Source organism: Acinetobacter pittii, assembly GCF_034067285.1.
In the GTDB taxonomy this organism is placed as follows: Bacteria; Pseudomonadota; Gammaproteobacteria; order Pseudomonadales; family Moraxellaceae; genus Acinetobacter; species Acinetobacter pittii_E.
Window position 1 is genome coordinate 2,844,091 of record NZ_CP139286.1, and the last position, 16,403, is coordinate 2,860,493.

The 16,403-nt window shown below is 40.1% G+C and carries 15 protein-coding genes, 2 tRNA genes and 1 other RNA gene; 4 read left to right on the forward strand and 14 right to left on the reverse strand.

Features of this window, described 5'->3' with window-relative positions; all coding sequences use genetic code 11:
• The first annotated feature begins 129 nt into the window (after nucleotides 1–129).
• Together SOI81_RS13390 and SOI81_RS13395 are read left to right on the forward strand one after the other, a co-directional pair.
• A complete protein-coding gene (locus SOI81_RS13390; protein WP_239975522.1) occupies nucleotides 130–1,755 on the forward strand; it encodes an NAD+ synthase in 1,626 nt (541 codons plus the stop codon).
• On the forward strand, nucleotides 1,748–2,776 hold the full coding sequence (locus tag SOI81_RS13395; RefSeq protein ID WP_224993228.1) for a hypothetical protein: 1,029 nt from the start codon (nucleotides 1,748–1,750) through the stop codon (nucleotides 2,774–2,776). The genes SOI81_RS13390 and SOI81_RS13395 overlap by 8 nt, the downstream gene beginning before the upstream one ends.
• A gap of 43 nt (nucleotides 2,777–2,819) precedes the next feature.
• Here SOI81_RS13395 and SOI81_RS13400 read toward each other — a convergent pair.
• From SOI81_RS13400 to yeaU, 7 genes are all read right to left on the reverse strand, one after another.
• Nucleotides 2,820–2,896, reverse strand: a tRNA-Met gene (locus SOI81_RS13400).
• Nucleotides 2,897–3,053: 157 nt separating this feature from the next.
• On the reverse strand, nucleotides 3,054–4,010 hold the full coding sequence (gene cntB / locus SOI81_RS13405; RefSeq protein ID WP_057106718.1) for a carnitine monooxygenase, reductase subunit CntB: 957 nt from the start codon (nucleotides 4,008–4,010) through the stop codon (nucleotides 3,054–3,056).
• 47 nt (nucleotides 4,011–4,057) lie between these two features.
• Entirely contained in the window at nucleotides 4,058–5,509 is a 1,452-nt protein-coding gene (locus SOI81_RS13410) for an NAD-dependent succinate-semialdehyde dehydrogenase (protein WP_262446793.1), read from the reverse strand.
• A 63-nt stretch (nucleotides 5,510–5,572) separates the two neighbouring features.
• Nucleotides 5,573–6,688, reverse strand: a complete 1,116-nt coding sequence (cntA, locus tag SOI81_RS13415; protein ID WP_002120432.1) for a carnitine monooxygenase subunit alpha — start codon at nucleotides 6,686–6,688, stop codon at nucleotides 5,573–5,575.
• A 42-nt stretch (nucleotides 6,689–6,730) separates the two neighbouring features.
• The gene (locus SOI81_RS13420) at nucleotides 6,731–7,705 is read right to left on the reverse strand and encodes an alpha/beta hydrolase (protein ID WP_320540905.1); all 975 of its coding nucleotides are present in this window, start codon (nucleotides 7,703–7,705) and stop codon (nucleotides 6,731–6,733) included.
• An 11-nt stretch (nucleotides 7,706–7,716) separates the two neighbouring features.
• Nucleotides 7,717–9,363 carry a BCCT family carnitine transporter gene (gene yeaV, locus SOI81_RS13425; RefSeq protein WP_057074931.1) on the reverse strand — a complete coding sequence of 549 codons (1,647 nt, stop codon included), beginning with the start codon at nucleotides 9,361–9,363 and terminating at the stop codon, nucleotides 7,717–7,719.
• 26 nt (nucleotides 9,364–9,389) lie between these two features.
• The gene (gene yeaU, locus SOI81_RS13430) at nucleotides 9,390–10,502 is read right to left on the reverse strand and encodes a tartrate dehydrogenase (RefSeq protein ID WP_320540906.1); all 1,113 of its coding nucleotides are present in this window, start codon (nucleotides 10,500–10,502) and stop codon (nucleotides 9,390–9,392) included.
• 103 nt (nucleotides 10,503–10,605) lie between these two features.
• Between yeaU and yeaT the strand changes: the two genes are divergently transcribed.
• Nucleotides 10,606–11,586 carry a LysR family transcriptional regulator gene (gene yeaT, locus SOI81_RS13435; protein WP_016142022.1) on the forward strand — a complete coding sequence of 327 codons (981 nt, stop codon included), beginning with the start codon at nucleotides 10,606–10,608 and terminating at the stop codon, nucleotides 11,584–11,586.
• Nucleotides 11,587–11,641: 55 nt separating this feature from the next.
• Here yeaT and SOI81_RS13440 read toward each other — a convergent pair whose 3' ends face one another.
• The 5 genes from SOI81_RS13440 to coaD form a co-directional block, all read right to left on the reverse strand.
• Nucleotides 11,642–12,826 (reverse strand): porin, encoded by a 1,185-nt coding sequence (locus SOI81_RS13440; RefSeq protein WP_320540907.1) that lies wholly within the window; start codon nucleotides 12,824–12,826, stop codon nucleotides 11,642–11,644.
• 148 nt (nucleotides 12,827–12,974) lie between these two features.
• Nucleotides 12,975–13,051, reverse strand: a tRNA-Met gene (locus SOI81_RS13445).
• Between the two features lie 64 nt (nucleotides 13,052–13,115).
• Nucleotides 13,116–13,471, reverse strand: an RNA gene (gene rnpB, locus SOI81_RS13450) — RNase P RNA component class A.
• Between the two features lie 27 nt (nucleotides 13,472–13,498).
• Nucleotides 13,499–13,762 (reverse strand): YfhL family 4Fe-4S dicluster ferredoxin, encoded by a 264-nt coding sequence (locus SOI81_RS13455; protein WP_005070936.1) that lies wholly within the window; start codon nucleotides 13,760–13,762, stop codon nucleotides 13,499–13,501.
• A gap of 1 nt (nucleotide 13,763) precedes the next feature.
• Complete coding sequence (gene coaD, locus SOI81_RS13460) at nucleotides 13,764–14,255, reverse strand: pantetheine-phosphate adenylyltransferase (protein WP_005070938.1); 492 nt, start codon at nucleotides 14,253–14,255, stop codon at nucleotides 13,764–13,766.
• 134 nt (nucleotides 14,256–14,389) lie between these two features.
• On the opposite strand from coaD, the gene smpB reads away from it, so the two are divergent.
• Nucleotides 14,390–14,866: an SsrA-binding protein SmpB gene (smpB, locus tag SOI81_RS13465; RefSeq protein ID WP_002120348.1), complete on the forward strand. Its 477-nt coding sequence runs from the start codon at nucleotides 14,390–14,392 to the stop codon at nucleotides 14,864–14,866.
• 48 nt (nucleotides 14,867–14,914) lie between these two features.
• Here smpB and SOI81_RS13470 read toward each other — a convergent pair whose 3' ends face one another.
• Nucleotides 14,915–15,466: a flavodoxin family protein gene (locus SOI81_RS13470; RefSeq protein ID WP_005075275.1), complete on the reverse strand. Its 552-nt coding sequence runs from the start codon at nucleotides 15,464–15,466 to the stop codon at nucleotides 14,915–14,917.
• A 189-nt stretch (nucleotides 15,467–15,655) separates the two neighbouring features.
• Nucleotides 15,656–16,393 (reverse strand): peptidoglycan editing factor PgeF, encoded by a 738-nt coding sequence (pgeF, locus tag SOI81_RS13475; protein WP_239975516.1) that lies wholly within the window; start codon nucleotides 16,391–16,393, stop codon nucleotides 15,656–15,658.
• Between the last annotated feature and the right edge of the window lie 10 nt (nucleotides 16,394–16,403).

The following is a 16,403-nucleotide window of genomic DNA, read 5'->3' on the forward strand; positions in this document are numbered from 1 at the left end:
TTGATCTTGACATTTTTGTTTACTATTTTAATTGTTTACTATCGTATCATACACATCGTTGAAAAATTATATCCATAAAAATCAACACTGTGTGTATCTATATTCGTTATGATCTAGGATTAGGTTTGAATGAAAAGTTTTAAAGTTGCCCTTGCTCAGTTTTCTCCGCATATTGGCAATATTGACTCAAACACCCAAAAGATGATTGAGCAAGTAAATCAGGCGAAAAAACAAGACGCTGACCTGATTATTTTTCCCGAGCTTTCTGTTATTGGTTATCCGGCTGAAGACCTATTGTTACGTCCAAATTTAAATAAACGTATGCAAAAGGCTTTTGCACAACTTGCCGAAGTTAAAGATATTGTTATGGTTTTCGGATTTGTGAACCAGACAGAAGATGGCCAACGTTATAATTCTGCTGCTGTTATGAAAGACGGCCAAGTTTTGGGTGTTTTTAATAAACATAATTTACCAAACTATGGCGTTTTTGATGAAAAACGCTATTTTCAAAAAGGCCACCAGCATCTGGTGTTTGAATATCTTGGGCATAAGTTTGGTGTATTAATCTGTGAAGATATCTGGTCAATTAATACTGTCAAACAGTTGAGCCAATTAAATGTTGATACAGTCCTTGTACTCAATTCATCACCATATGAAGTCGGCAAACCACAGCACCGCACACAGACCTTGAGTGAACTTGCAAAACAACTTCACCTAAATATCGTGTACGTTAACCAAGTGGGCGGACAAGACGATTTAATTTTTGATGGCACAAGTTTTGTCAGCAATCAAAATGGTGAGATTGCTTTACAAGCACCGAGCTTTAAAGAAGACATTTATATTGCTGAATTTGACCGTGATACAAAGTTATATAAAGTCACTGAGTCTGCTCCTGCATTAGAAACGTTTGCCGAGATCTATCAAGGTTTAGTCATGGCAACTCGTGATTATGTAGAACGTTCAGGATTTCCTGGTGTAATTTTGGGTCTTTCTGGTGGTATCGACTCTGCCCTCACACTCGCAATTGCTGTTGATGCGATCGGTGCTGAAAGAGTCCAAGCTGTAATGATGCCTTACACCTACACCTCTCAGATTAGTGTAGAAGATGCAGCAGAACAAGCCCGTCGTATGGGTGTAACTTTCGGTATTGCTGAAATTCACTCAATCGTAAATAGCTTTATGCAAACCTTGTATCCTTTCTTTGGTAATTCACCAGCTGACGCAACGGAAGAAAATTTACAAGCGCGTGCTCGTGGCACATTGCTTATGGGTTTATCAAACAAGTTTGGTAATTTAGTCCTTGCTACAGGGAATAAATCTGAACTTTCAGTTGGCTACTGTACGCTTTATGGTGACATGGTTGGTGGCTTTGCGGTTCTAAAAGATGTTTATAAAACAATCGTGTTTGAATTAGCAAAATACCGTAATAGCTTAAGCGAAACGCCTGTGATTCCTGAGCGTGTTATTACTCGTCCACCTTCAGCAGAACTTCGCCCAGATCAAAAAGACCAAGATTCTTTACCAGCTTATGATGTATTGGATGCCATCCTGTACGCATACATTGAAGAAGATTTAGGTCAGGCCGACATTATTGCCAAAGGTTTTGATAAAGAAGTTGTTGAAAAAGTCATCCGTTTAGTTGATCGTAATGAGTACAAACGTCGTCAAGGTGCGATTGGCCCGAGAATTACTTCTCGCGCATTTAGTCGCGAACGACGTTATCCGATTGTCAACGGTTGGACAGCGAATGACTGAGCAGAAAAACTCATCAAAAACTACAGCACTTGCTCAAGCACTTTTGCTTGAGCAGGTGGAATTTTTCAAAAAACAATTATCTATAGAAAACTCACCTATTTATTTCCAGCAGTTCATTCAACTGTTTATGCAACATGCCGATGAAATCAAGCTTCATGAGGTTGTTGATTTAGAACAACTACAAGCCGTTGTAAAACGATATGCTTTTGAAATGCAGCTAGGGGCCGGTTTACTTGAGTTTATTGGGGAAATTGCGCAACGTATCTATCTATCTGCCATGAAGTCTCCAATTCAGCTACAGGACTTGGTCTCTGACCACCAGTTTGAAATGTGGCTATCCAAATTTTTGGAAATGGAACATATTCCTCATTATCTCAATCAGTTTTTAAGAACCAGCCCTTCTGTACAGCAACTTTGCCAATACATTGCAACTTCCACCTTAGAACAAAAATTACCTAAATTTCTAACAGCATCTAGAGTGGATGACTACCATTTTGAATGGCAGCATAAGCTCAAAAAATTCTCATTTTTACAACAACAACGCCTTGAGCATAAACTTGAAACTTGGATTGCCGGCTTTATTCACGAGCAACTTACAGAATTAAGTCTTTTATCGAGCGAAGATTTAGAAAGTCTAGTGCGCCATGTTTGGGAAGATATTAGATATAAAAAAATGTATGAGTTTATGAAACAGCTCACTCCTCTCGATGTTGAGGAGTTCTTTGTTTTAATTTATGAGTACTGGAAAGAGCTACGCCAGTCGCAATTTATGCAAGATCTGATTTTGTATGGCGTAGAAGTTTTTTATGACTTTTATAAAGATCAGAGTTTATTTGAAGTATTAAGTGAGATTGGTTTAACCGAAAGCGACTTACAAACTGAAGCTTTACGTTTTTATCCGAAGGTGATGGATGCCTTTAATGAGCACGGTATTTTAGAACCATTACTTCAAGCGCTTTTAGCTCCGTTTTATCAAAGCTCCAAAACACTCGATATGATTGAAAAACATTTCAATGAGTAAAAAATAGATAAAAAGAAACCACGCAGGAGCGTGGTTTTTAAAATGGTGGCTATGACGAGACTTGAACTTGTGACCCCCGCATTATGAGTGCGGTGCTCTAACCAACTGAGCTACATAGCCGTAAACTGTGTGCGCATTATCTATAGTTCTGTATAGCAGGTCAATAGGTAAAAACCTTTAATGCCCATCAATTGAACAAATAAGATTCAGATCATCATTATTTGTTCTTTTTTTAGCATTTTTTTGCTTTAAACAATTGATCGGCCACAGAAATATATTAAAGATCTAATACTAATTTTTTACCTTTAGCTCTCGATACACAAATCATCATGCTCTTTTGTGAAGCTTTTTCGGCATCACTTAAGTATTGATCAAAGTGATCTGCTTCACCTTCTAAAATGGCAGTTTCACATGTACCGCATACGCCTTCGCGACATAAGCATTCCACATCAATATTTAACGTTTCAATGGCTTGTAAAATCGTCTGATTACTTTGTACTTCAATTTCCTGATTAGACTTAGCAAGTACAACCGTAAAAGCTTCCCCATCTTCAGGAACTGTTGACGCAAATTGTTCCCAATGAATGTACTCGTCGCGATAACGATGCTTATTACAACAGTCAATTACCGCATCTATCATAGGTTTAGGCCCACATACATAAACATGTGTGCCTTTAGGTTGCGATGAAATCAATTCATCCAAATTCAATGTGCAACCTTCTGAGTCAACATAGCTAAATACATGCTCGGCATGTTTCTGCTTTAGCTCATCTAACAAAGCGGCATGTTCAGGCGAGCGATAAGCATAATGTAGCTCAAAATCAACACCGCGTGCTGCAAGCTCATCCATTTGGGGTAAGAATGGTGTAATGCCAATTCCACCTGCAATTAAAATATGTTTATTGCCTGTTTCGGCTAATGGAAATAAATTTTTTGGTTCTGAAATCTGAATTTCACAGCCTTCATTACACTGATCATGCATAAAAACTGACCCTCCCTTACCTTCCACATCTTTACGAACGCAGACTTGGTAAGTCGATAGGTCTTGTGTACAACTCATCAATGAATATGCATTTGAAAGCTGTTCATTCATTTTGACAATAATATGGCTTCCCCCACTAAATCGAGGAAAGTTCTGCCCATCTTGACGTTTGAACGTAAACCGTTTTATTAAAGGGGTTAGCTGCTCCACATGAGTAACAACCGCCGGGAACATTTCATAATGACTCGCCATATTAGAATCCTTCTTTTACCGCATATTCTTGTTGTTAGGGCTTATCCTTAAAGCCCTAAACACATGTATTTAATGGTCATGAACTCTTCAAGACCATACTTTGAGCCTTCACGCCCAACGCCTGATTGCTTCACACCGCCAAATGGTACAACTTCATTTGAAATTGCTGTGGCATTCATACCGACCATTCCATATTCAAGCTGTTCTGACACTCGCCATAAACGTGAAATATTTTCGCTATAAACATAAGCAGCCAAACCAAAGATAGTGTCATTGGCTTGAGCAACGACATCTGCTTCATCTGTAAAACGAATGAGTGGTGCAACTGGACCAAAAATTTCTTCTTGGACAATTTCCATCGTACGGTCAACGTTAGTTAAAACTGATGGTTCATAGAAGGTTTGCCCTAAAGCATGCTGTTTGCCACCACAAGCCACCTTAGCGCCTTTACTTAACGCATCATCAATTAACTGTTGTGCTTTCAAAACTGCTTTTTCATTAATTAACGGACCAATTTGCACGCCATCTTCAAGTCCATTACCGACTTTAAACTTTTGTACTTCTTGTACAAACTTCTCGGCAAAAGCTTGATAAATATTATCGTGGACATAAATGCGATTAGCACAAACACAGGTCTGGCCCGCATTACGGAACTTGGCAAAAATCGCACCTTGTACAGCTTTATCCAAATCGGCATCGTCAAACACAATCAGTGGTGCATTACCGCCTAACTCAAGCGCCAATTTTTTAATGGTGCTTGAACACTGCTGCATCAATAAGCGGCCCACTGGCGTTGAACCAGTGAAAGTCAACTTCTTCACTTTTTCATGTGAAGTAAATACAGAGCCAATTTCTTGAGATTTACCGGTCACGACATTAAGCACACCAGCCGGAATACCTGCTTTTTCTGCAAGTTTCGCAATCGCTAATGCGCAGTAAGGCGTTTCATTTGCTGGCTTAATGACAACCGTACATCCTGCTGCTAAAGCGGGAGCTGCTTTACGGGTAATCATGGCGATTGGGAAATTCCACGGCGTAATCGCAGCCACAACACCCACAGGTTCTTTACTAATAATAAAACGCTGCTGATTATTGACGGTTGGAATCACATCGCCATAAATACGTTTGCCTTCTTCGGCAAACCATTGAATAAATGATGCTGCATAACGCACCTCACCTTTCGCTTCTGCCAAAGGTTTTCCTTGCTCAATGGTCATGATTAAAGCAAGTTCATCGGTATGATCGAGAACAAGTTTGTACCAAGCCAATAAAATATCTGCACGATTTTGAGCCGTTAAAGCTTTCCAACTTTGTAAAGCAGTATAAGCAGCCTCAACCGCTTGTGTAGCCTCAGCCGCTCCCATATTTGGAATTGTGCCAATTTCTTCGCCTGTTGCTGGGTTAGTCACTGGAACCGTTGCGTTTGACTGTGCAGCTAGCCATTGTCCGTTAATATAGGCGTGTTGCTGAAATAATTCAGTACTTTGTAAACTCGACATATCATCTTCCTAACTGAAGAATCAGGTGTAAGTCATCTTTACACCTGAATAAATCCATTTGTTTTATTTATGATGCTGCGCTACTAAATGTTGGAAGTAAGCAATACCATGTTCACTAATTCCAGAGCGTTGTTTATCAGTCATGATACGGCCTTGACCGCGATAACCACGTGATTTCAAACCACGTTGTACGCTTTCGACCAAGTTCAAATCTTCAGGGCGGAATACATTGCGATACCACTCAATCAAATCTTTCTGATCTTGAGTAAGTTCTTCGTTCGTGAAGTAAATATCGTAATGTTGCAAAGTCGTTTCTGCATCCACTGGAAATTCATAGATCACAGTCATGAAGTTGCTGCCCGGTGGTACGTTGAACATTGTGCAAGGCCAAGTCCAGAAACCATGAAACTCAGGATCAGTGACCGATGGATCAAGCTTAAATGACTTCTCAGATGAGCGAGCAAAGCCATATTGCAATGTCCAGTTTTGATGTGTTGTGTGCCAATATTTATCAACTTGTACCGAGTCAGCAAAGCCAGGATGCGCTGGTCCACAGTGATAGCACTCTAGATAGTTATCAACAATTACTTTCCAGTTTGCCGGCGTTTCTGTCACAAAACGTGCTGCCAATTTCAAATCTTTAATTACGCTACATGCTTGATTTAAACGCTCAGCAAATTCCGGAAGTTGGTCTTCTACACAAGTCGCATTTTCATCCATATTAATGAAAACAAAGCCGGCATATTCCTCAACTTTTAAAGGCACCATGCTTGAGTTTTCTTTGTCAAAAGATTCAACATGGTCACAGTTACGTGCCAAAGCTAAACTACCATCTAGCTTGAAAGTCCAAGCATGGTATGGGCAAGTAATTACATTTTTGGCTTTACCACTGCCACTTAAAAGCTCGTGACCACGATGCGGACACACGTTATAAAACGCACGTAAAACGCTATCTTTACCACGAATGATGACAATATTTTCACCAATTACTTTACGGGTAATATAGTCATTCGGTTGTGCCAATTCACTGCCATGTGCAACACAAATCCAGCTTTTAGCAAAGATTGCTTCTTTCTCATGCTCAAAAACTTGTGATGAAGTATAGAAAACTTTAGGGAAAGTCCATGCAACATCTGGGTTTGCGCAAAAATCTTCAGGTAATTTTTCAACTGCACTCATGTTATTACTCCATTAAATTCTTTTCGTCCAAATGACTCGATATTAAATTGATGTCTTTTCGGTACTGCCAAACATGCGGCGTATCGCACTCAGCATGTTTTGATATAACTGTTGAACTTCAGGGCAATCACGCATGAGACGTAAACTGCCATGTAATAAACCTTTACCTAAATGGAACTCGTTAGGGATACCTGCTTGTTCCAATTTTTGGGTAAGGAAATAACCGTCATCACCTAAAGGGTCGTATTCTGCAACGGCTACAAAACTGGCAGGCATATCTGAAAAATCCGTTGCCAATAAAGGCGCTAGACGTAAATCCTGCCAATCTTGTGAGTTAGGTGCATATTCCTTTAAATAAAAATGCATATCTTCGGTTGTTAATAACGGCGCATGGGCATGCTTTTGTGCGGCTGGTGTATCAAATGCTGTAGTTAAACACGGATAAACCAAAGCCAGACCTCGAGCTTGCAAACCACTATGCTGTAGATGCACTGCAAGGGCTGCTGCTAAGTTACCGCCTGCACTATCGCCTGCTAGAACGATATTCCCGCTATCAATCTGCCAGTCAGAACCATGTTGTTTAAGCCATTGATAGACTGCTAAACAATCTTCAAAAGCTGCTGGAAAACGATGCTCTGGTGCCATGCGGTAATCCACACCAATGACAACTGCATTTAAGTCCTGACATAAATAACTGGTAATAAACTCATGTGAATCGAGTCCACCGACCATCCAACCACCGCCATGCAAATACAACACACATGGCCAACCAGTTTCAGGTCGTTTAGTTTTTGGTGAATAGATACGAACAGGTACAGAATGCTCCGCATTTGCAACAACTCGGTCTTCTACTTCAATCTTGCCATCACGAGGCAAAGTGTAGTGTCGGCACATCGCGTCATATGCTGCACGAATTGAGTCAATATCTGCATCTGCTGGTGAATAAATGCTGCTCCAGTACACTAGGCTTTGCATTTCTTCACTTAAAACATACGTGGTCTGTTCACATGTAGTCATTACCGTTCCCTCTAGCTGGTTTTTCTATCCAGTTTGATTGAGCTTGCTAGCTCAAGTTGCATCCGTTTTGCATGTTCATCTTGAGACTGGTTTAAACCAATTTCTGCATCATCATAACCTTGTTGCTCAATTAAATGCGATGGGACTTTGGCATAATCCTGAATCAGCCATTTCACTAAACCATAGGTTTGAATCAGAATAATCACGATGAACGGTAAAGCCGTCACAATGGTTGCTGTTTTCATGGTGTCTAAAGGTGCCTTACTAAAGATCATGGCAATCGGAACTAAAGTCAGCATGACACACCAGAACAGACGGGCATTTGGTGATGGATCTTGTCCTTCACTTAAACCACGTGTGCATGTTGCTGAAACCGCATACCCTACTGCATCCATGTGTGCTGCCAAGAACACCACCATAATGCCGAGGAAAATCCACATCATGAGTTTTCCGGCAGGTAACAGACTAAGCAATTGACCAATCGCAACCTCACCACCTTGTTGGCTTAAGATTTGCGGTACATTTACAGCCCCATGAATAAAGCTATAAACACTGTAGTTTTCAAATACACCAAAGATGAACCAAAGACCAACACTGCCACCAATCACCATGGCAAAGATCACTTCTTTAATGGTACGGCCTTTAGAAACACGCGTTACAAACAGTGCCACACCCGGTGCATATGAAATCCACCATAACCAGTAGAAAACAGTCCATTCACGAGTAAACTTGCCATCGCCCATAGGGTCGGTAAACAAGCTCATGTCGACAAAGTTGGTTGCCATTAAGCCAAAACTCATTAATGAATTATTCAAAATAAATTGAGTCGGACCAAAGCAAAGTACATAAATCGCAAATAACACTACACCCAAGCACACCATGTGGCTTAAACGCTGCATACCCTTATCCATACCGACATAAGAACTGAGAGCAAACAGAACCGAAACTGCCAAAATAATGATGACCTTGGTCATAAAAGTATTTGGAATACCTGTGAGCTGAGACAAAATATTGGTAAATGTCACGGCGGTGAGTACTAATGAAATCGTCAATGCACCAAACATGCACAGCAAGAACATAAGGTCGACTAAACGTCCAACCACGCCGGTTGATTTAAAGCCTGTCACAGCTTCAATCACAGAAGCCAAACTTAAACCTTTATTTTTTCTCACATGATAGCTGTAGCACAAAGAAATTGATGCCAAAGCATAAATTGCCCACGCACTTAAACCTGAGTGAAAAAACGAGTAAGCCACGCTATATTTCAATGCTTCTGCCGACTCAGGCGGTAAGCTCAGACCCGGAGTTTGATAATAGTAAGCCCAATCCAAAAAGCCCCAGTACAATGTAGAAGACCCGATACCCGACAAGATGAACATAAAAATCCATGACATCGTAGTGTATTGAGGCTTTCCTTCACCGAGTTTAATTTTGCCGTATTTACTAAAAGCTAAACCAAAAGTAAAAATAATGGCTAAAAAAGCAAACAGTAATACTGGGGTTGTAAATACCGATGTCGTCCACTGCATCCATGTTGCAGCAATCTTTATCGACTCTTGCGAATAAATCGCCAAACCAGCAACTGAAATAAATACAAACAGTAAGCTGGTTACGGCAAGAACTTTATCCGTATAAATTTTTGTGTTTTGATTATCCATATCCCTACATCCATTTTTGGATGGCGTTATTCCATAGCGAACACGTCCATTTTAGTTTGGGCTACACACGATGCAATTGCATCTCCTACCTCATAAGTTTTTGCCTGACCGCCGATATCGGCTGTTTTTGGCCCATTAATTAATACATTCTCAATCGCCTGCATAATGTCCTGACCTGCTTGAATGCAGCGTTCATCATCTTCGCCAAAGAACTCGAACATCATGGCACCCGACCAAATCGCAGCGATTGGGTTGGCAATTTGTTTACCGTAAATATCTGGTGCTGAACCATGTACAGGTTCAAACAATGAAGGGAATTTTCTTTCGGGGTTTAAATTTGCAGAAGCAGCCAAACCAATGGTTCCTGTACATGCAGGACCTAAATCGGAAAGGATGTCACCAAATAAATTGGATGCCACAACCACATCAAAACGTTCAGGTTGTAAAACAAAACGAGCCGCTAAAATATCAACATGCTGTTTATCAGCCTGAATTTGTGGATATTGTTTTGCCATCGCATCAACGCGTTCATCCCAGTACGGCATACTAACTGCAATACCATTGGACTTAGTCGCTGCTGTAATCTTTTTCGCATCGCGCTGATTTGCAAACTCAAATGCATAACGCAAAATTCGGTCTACGCCATGACGTGTAAATACTGCTTCTTGTAAAACAAATTCTCGATCTGTTCCTTCAAAAGCTTTACCACCAATGGCTGAGTATTCACCTTCACTATTTTCACGAACCACGTAGAAATCGATATCGCCCGGTTTTTTACCTATCAATGGACATTTCACACCCGGCATTAAGCGCACTGGACGTAAATTTACATATTGGTCAAAACCACGACGGAACTGGAGCAGTGAACCCCAAAGCGAAATATGATCAGGCACTTTATCTGGCCAGCCTACAGCGCCAAAATAAATTGCATCGTAGCCTTGTAGAGTTTCAAACCAGTCATCTGGCATCATTTTGCCGTGCTCAAGGTAGTAGTCACAGCTTGCCCAATCAAATGCATCTAGCTGAAGCTCAATGCCGTACTTCTCTGCTGCTGCCTTTACAACCTTAATGCCTTCTGGTAGAACTTCTAAACCAATGCCATCGCCTGCAATCGTGGCAACTTTATATCTTTTTGCCATAAGCTTCCTTCACACCTTCGACTAATATCCTTGTATGGCTTAAACATGATGTTTTAAGCAAAAATGATCAACAACAGAACTATCACTCCAATGGACACGGATCGTGAACAATCTACCTAACCTATCGGATTTAAAGGTTTTTTGCACAGTCGCCAAACTAAAAAGTTTTGTCGAATCTGCTGAGGAACTTGGGACATCGCCAGCTTTTATTAGCAAGCGAATTAATATTTTAGAAAACACGTTAAGCTGTAAACTCTTTCATCGCAGCACGCGTCATGTCAGCTTAACGGAAGATGGCAAACTCATCCTTGAGAGAGTTTCAAATATTCTTGAAGAATTTGATGAAGTCTGTGAACTGGTCAATAACCCACTCAGTACACCTACAGGTCGTATGGATATTATTAGTAGCTTTGGTTTTGGCAGAAAGCATATTGCACCAATTCTGTCTAAATTAATGATGCTTTATCCAAAGCTTCAAATTCATTTTGACACCATCGACAATACCAAAGACCTAATTCAACACAGTATTGATTTGGACATTAGAATTGGTAATGAAATTGCGCCGAATATGATTGCAAAGAAGCTGGCTTCCAATTTTAGGATTTTATGTGCTTCGCCAAGCTATTTACTTAAACATGGCGTACCTGACAGCATTGAAGATTTACAATCACATGATTGCTTAACGATTAGTGAACGCGATCAATCCTCGGTACTCTGGAAATTTAGGCATGCTTCTGAAGATGTCTCCGTACATATCAAACCCCGTTTTGTTTCAAATAACGGCGAGATTATTCATCAGCTTGCTATAGAAGGTCACGGTATTATTTTCCGGTCAATTTGGGATGTTGCAGATGAGTTGATTACAGGCCAACTTCAGCATATTTTGCCTGAGTACTGGCAAGATGCAGATATTTGGGCGGTTTATCCATCACGGCTTAAAAGCTCATCTAAATTACAGACTTGTATTTTGTTTATTCAAAACGAGCTACTCAATCGTTTACAGCATGTTCAAAACCTAAACCGAGGGCAACTCATTTCTCCAGCAGTTAAACGAGAACCACCGCCTGAAAAAGTCTTTCTATGAAAAAAAGCCCTAAGTGAGGCCTATTCACTTAGGGCAATAAATTGCTTTTTAAATTTTAAAAATAATATCCGATTGAAAGATAAAATAATTTATCCCAATCATTACTGCTACCTTGTGCAAGGCCATCAGCCCCACCGCCAACCATTGGAACATTCTTACTCATAATGTATTCACCCTGAATACCAATGGCTTTGTAATTAAAATAAACTCCTGCAATTAAGCGTTCAGAGTCTTTATAGCCATCCTCATCTTTAAAGAAGCGGCTATGAGAGATATAAGGTTTAATATTTTCAAGTTTGTGGAATGGCTGAGCAAACGTATAGTTAATTTCATTGACCAAATATTTACCTTTATTGGCGACTTGATACGGGTAATCAAATGCCCCAATGGTTGAGCTATTTGGAAATAAATTATCGCCATTCGTGACATCTTGCTTCCCAGCTAAGAACATCCATTGCCATGCTTGATATTGCGTTTGAGCAAAAACGTTCCATGACTTACGATGACCATCCTCATCAGTTCTTTTATTTTCTAAATCAGAGTACCAAACTGAACCACCTAACTCGGTCGAAAAATTTTGTGTCTTATCAAGCTCAAATTTTCTAGACGCTCGAGCAATCCACATATTCTTTTCTTCAATATTAGTTCCTGTCGTTAAATCATCAGCTTCAACGAAATTACCGCTATATCTGCTTGAGTCTTTTGAAGTTCCTTTATAATTTCCGCCATCAGTTGGATAGAAACCTAAAGTTAAATTATAGTTATGATCTGCAAATTTATATTTGATCCCTAGATTATCGATGTCTTCTAAACCGACTGTATTTAAAAGCGTTTCGTAGTAACTACTGCCCCAAAATTCGCCAAAGCCAAAATCAACGGGTTGCAAACCTGCCGTGATTCTCTGCTGGTCAGATAACTTATAACCCACCCATGCTTTTTTTAGGAAAATCGCATCACATAAGCGATCATATTGATAACAACGGGCATCCGCACCTGCAATCCAATCTGGATTTTCATAACCTAACACTAATTTAATATCGGTTAGCCGCCAGTCATCATTTTGAGAACCTTCATTTGCATCAACTACATAATCTTTATGCAAATAGCGGGAACGCACAGCTCCAGAAACTTTAAACTGACCTGAATCTAAAGTTGGATCGCCCCAACTTAAATCAGCCGCGGAAGTTTCTACTCCCGCAGTTAAACTTAAAATTCCTAAAAATAATAATGACCTTTTCATGTCTTCAACATCCTTGTTAAGTGTTATAAGAACATGAAGAAATTGATCTAGACAAACAATGCCATAACTATAAAGTCGGTCTTTACAAACTGTGTTTAATCAAAAAATGAGCATAAAAAAAGACCACGCAGGAGCGTGGTCTATAAAATGGTGGCTATGACGAGACTTGAACTTGTGACCCCCGCATTATGAGTGCGGTGCTCTAACCAACTGAGCTACATAGCCGAAAACTGTGCGCGCATTATCTTAACTTCTTTAACGCACGTCAAGAAAAATTTTAAATAAAATGAGGTGAAGTGAGCCTATAAGCCGGGTTCTGTCGAGGATGGTCATTCCTCTAGGCGTACAATCACTCATACGCTCAAGCGACCTACCCGAATCCAGTACGGGCCGTACCTCAGGATTCCTATTTGGTCTTGCTTCTGGTGGGGTTTACCATGCCGTGAACTGTTACCAGACACGCGGTGCGCTCTTACCGCACCCTTTCACCCTTACCTCACGAATGAGGCGGTCTACTCTCTGCTGCACTTTCCGTCGGCTTTCACCGCCCAGGCGTTACCTGGCACCCTGCCCTATGAAGCCCGGACTTTCCTCCCCTGCTTCAGTCACGAAGACCTCCACAGCAGCGACCATCCAGCTCACTTCAGGGGCGCATATTAACAAATTTATTTACTAATTGCTTGTGCTTTTTTGAGCAATTAATTTTTTATATTTGTCGAATAGCTCATCTTCCGTCTCCACATGCTGCGGATCTTTAGGAATACAGTCCACTGGACAAAATAACTGACATTGCGGCTGGTCATGATGACCAACGCATTCAGTGCATAAATCTGGGTGAATTTCATAAATCACTTCACCCATGAAAATAGCTTCATTTGGGCAAACTGGTTCACAAACATCACAGTTTATGCATTCATCGGTGATATATAACGACACTTTACCAACCTTGTTGATGTTTACGTTCAAAAGCCTCAACCACAGCTTGCGGAACAAACTTGGTTACATCCCCTTTTAAACGAGCAATTTCTCGAATCAATGTCGAAGAAATAAATGAATACTGCTCAGATGGTGTTAAAAATACTGCTTCAAAATGTGGGTCAAGTTGACGGTTCATATTGGCAAGTTGAAATTCATATTCAAAATCAGAAACTGCTCTTAAACCACGAAGTACTGCTGTTGCCTTTTGTTCTTTGAAAAAATTAACTAGTAAACCATCAAAGCCTACAAATTCAACATTTGATAAATGGCTGAGTGATGTTTGGGCCAGTTCAACTCTCTCTTCTAGACTGAACAAAGGGTTTTTATGATGTCCAATTGCAATTGCTACTACAACCTCATCAAACATTCTTGATGCTCTAGTAACTAAATCAACGTGTCCATTCGTGATGGGGTCAAATGTTCCAGGATAAATTACACGCGTTTTAGACATCCGCTAGTACTCTAATTGTATTGTGAACCTATTTTAGCAAAAGTTATACATCAGGCGAAATATTGACGTGCAGGAAAAACTTCACCTTAGCATCAGTTTACGGCACAATAGGGGCAATTGTGGAAGTTTGAATTATGGCGAAAGCGACAGTAGTGAAAAAACATAATGGCGGAACCATCGCACAAAACAAACGTGCCCGCCATGATTATTTTATCGAAGAAAAATTTGAAGCTGGTATGTCTTTACTCGGCTGGGAAGTAAAGTCTTTACGTGCTGGTCGCATGAGTTTGACAGAAAGTTATGTCATTTTTAAGAATGGTGAAGCGTTTTTATTTGGTGCACAAATTCAACCGCTCCTTTCGGCATCTACTCATGTAGTACCTGAAGCTACACGTACACGTAAATTATTATTATCACGCCGAGAACTAGAAAAGCTAACAGGTTCAGTGAACCAAAAAGGTTACTCATGTGTTCCTTTAGCATGTTATTGGAAAGGTCACTTGGTTAAACTTGAAATTGCTCTGGTGAAAGGTAAACAGCTGCATGACAAACGTGCGACTGAAAAAGATCGCGATTGGCAGCGTGATAAAGCTCGTATATTTCATAAGTAATTAAATAAAAAGCCTCTTTTTAGAGGCTTTTTTATATCGCGGAATTTATTAATTTAATCTATATAAGAGTCCAGCAATATATTCGCCAAACCATTTTGCAGTATCTAAATCGCCTTGTGGAGGAGTAATTTCAACAGGTGCATTATCTGACTGTGTCATTAAACCCAAACAACTCGATAATCGGTTTAAATCTTTTTCACTATGCCCAGTCGTCATTAAAGGTAAACCTGACCAAAGCATGCCATGTTGCATCGCAAAAATATTTAATTGTTGTAATACCGCTAATTTATCGCCGCTTAGACCACCTGAGTTTGCAAAGCCCGCTGCAAGCTTGCCTTGCCACAAACGCTCTTTCCAACGTTTAGAAGTACTGTCCATAAACTTTTTAAAGTCAGCGGTCATACTCCCCATATAGGTAGGCGAACCAAAAATAATACCGTGCGATGCATCAAGTGCATCCCAATCAATATGTTCAATATTCATTAAATGTACTTTTACACCCATCACCTCTGCCCCAGCAGCAATAGCGGAAGCTACCTTCGCGGTATGACCATATGGACTGTGGTAGACAATAGAGAGATGTTTTTCAGGCAAAGACATAAGATTAAAATTTTGAGCGATTTTTTCTATTTTATCATTTTATTAACACTTGCTAAACCTTCATCTATAAATATGAAATATAAGGTTTTCACTACTGCATACTATAGAAATATTTTCAAATTAAATAAAAAACTCTCCTATTTTTAATAAATATAAAATAAGAGAGTCATTTAAGGAAGTTATCAAAACTTACATAAAAACAAACGTAGCCATACGTCCTGTCTTCGCATCACGACGATAAGAAAAATACTCATCACCCTGTTGATAAGAACATTGATCTCCACCTAAGACTTGTTGCACACCTAGACTTTGCAAAATAAAGCGTGCAATGGCATATAAGTCTGCATGAAATTTATTTGGAGCCACGCCCTCAACAAAGGCTGTTTCCAACTCTGGATATTTATCACAAAAAGCAGTTTTTACTTCGGCCCCAATTTCAAAACAAGGTTGACTGATTGCAGCCCCTAACCATGCCCAAGTTGGAGGATTTTGCATAGCCGTAACTGTATTTTCAATAATGCCACCTGCTAAACCACGCCAACCCGCATGCAAATTAGCAACTTCACTGCCTTCGGCATTTCCCAACACGACAGGTAAGCAATCAGCCGTCATCATCATTAAAGCATGACCTTTTGTTTGGGTGACCAAACCATCGCCAATTAAAGCTTTAAAGGGAATTTGTTCATTTACAGTATGGCAAATCGTACTATGCGTTTGGGTCATCCATGTCATTTTTTTAACACCAAATTCCGCAAACTCATCTAACAATATCATTCGATGCTGGTGAACACGTTGTGCCTCATCTTTGACATGTAAAGCCAAATTAAAGCCAGATAATTCAAGTCGATCCGTTGGTAATGCCAAAGGATGTTGAACACGTGTCTGCCCTACAAATACGCCTTGAGGTAAACCTTGAACAAATTCCATATGCACGTCC

Excerpts from the sequence above, each read along its gene's own strand:
- SOI81_RS13390 (WP_239975522.1), top strand. The coding sequence starts at position 130 with ATGAAAAGTTTTAAAGTTGCCCTTGCTCAGTTTTCTCCGCATATTGGC.
- SOI81_RS13395 (WP_224993228.1), top strand. The coding sequence starts at position 1,748 with ATGACTGAGCAGAAAAACTCATCAAAAACTACAGCACTTGCTCAAGCA.
- cntB (WP_057106718.1), bottom strand. The coding sequence starts at position 4,010 with ATGGCGAGTCATTATGAAATGTTCCCGGCGGTTGTTACTCATGTGGAG.
- SOI81_RS13410 (WP_262446793.1), bottom strand. The coding sequence starts at position 5,509 with ATGTCGAGTTTACAAAGTACTGAATTATTTCAGCAACACGCCTATATT.
- cntA (WP_002120432.1), bottom strand. The coding sequence starts at position 6,688 with ATGAGTGCAGTTGAAAAATTACCTGAAGATTTTTGCGCAAACCCAGAT.
- SOI81_RS13420 (WP_320540905.1), bottom strand. The coding sequence starts at position 7,705 with ATGACTACATGTGAACAGACCACGTATGTTTTAAGTGAAGAAATGCAA.
- yeaV (WP_057074931.1), bottom strand. The coding sequence starts at position 9,363 with ATGGATAATCAAAACACAAAAATTTATACGGATAAAGTTCTTGCCGTA.
- yeaU (WP_320540906.1), bottom strand. The coding sequence starts at position 10,502 with ATGGCAAAAAGATATAAAGTTGCCACGATTGCAGGCGATGGCATTGGT.
- SOI81_RS13440 (WP_320540907.1), bottom strand. The coding sequence starts at position 12,826 with ATGAAAAGGTCATTATTATTTTTAGGAATTTTAAGTTTAACTGCGGGA.
- coaD (WP_005070938.1), bottom strand. The coding sequence starts at position 14,255 with ATGTCTAAAACGCGTGTAATTTATCCTGGAACATTTGACCCCATCACG.
- smpB (WP_002120348.1), top strand. The coding sequence starts at position 14,390 with ATGGCGAAAGCGACAGTAGTGAAAAAACATAATGGCGGAACCATCGCA.
- SOI81_RS13470 (WP_005075275.1), bottom strand. The coding sequence starts at position 15,466 with ATGTCTTTGCCTGAAAAACATCTCTCTATTGTCTACCACAGTCCATAT.
- pgeF (WP_239975516.1), bottom strand. The coding sequence starts at position 16,393 with ATGGAATTTGTTCAAGGTTTACCTCAAGGCGTATTTGTAGGGCAGACA.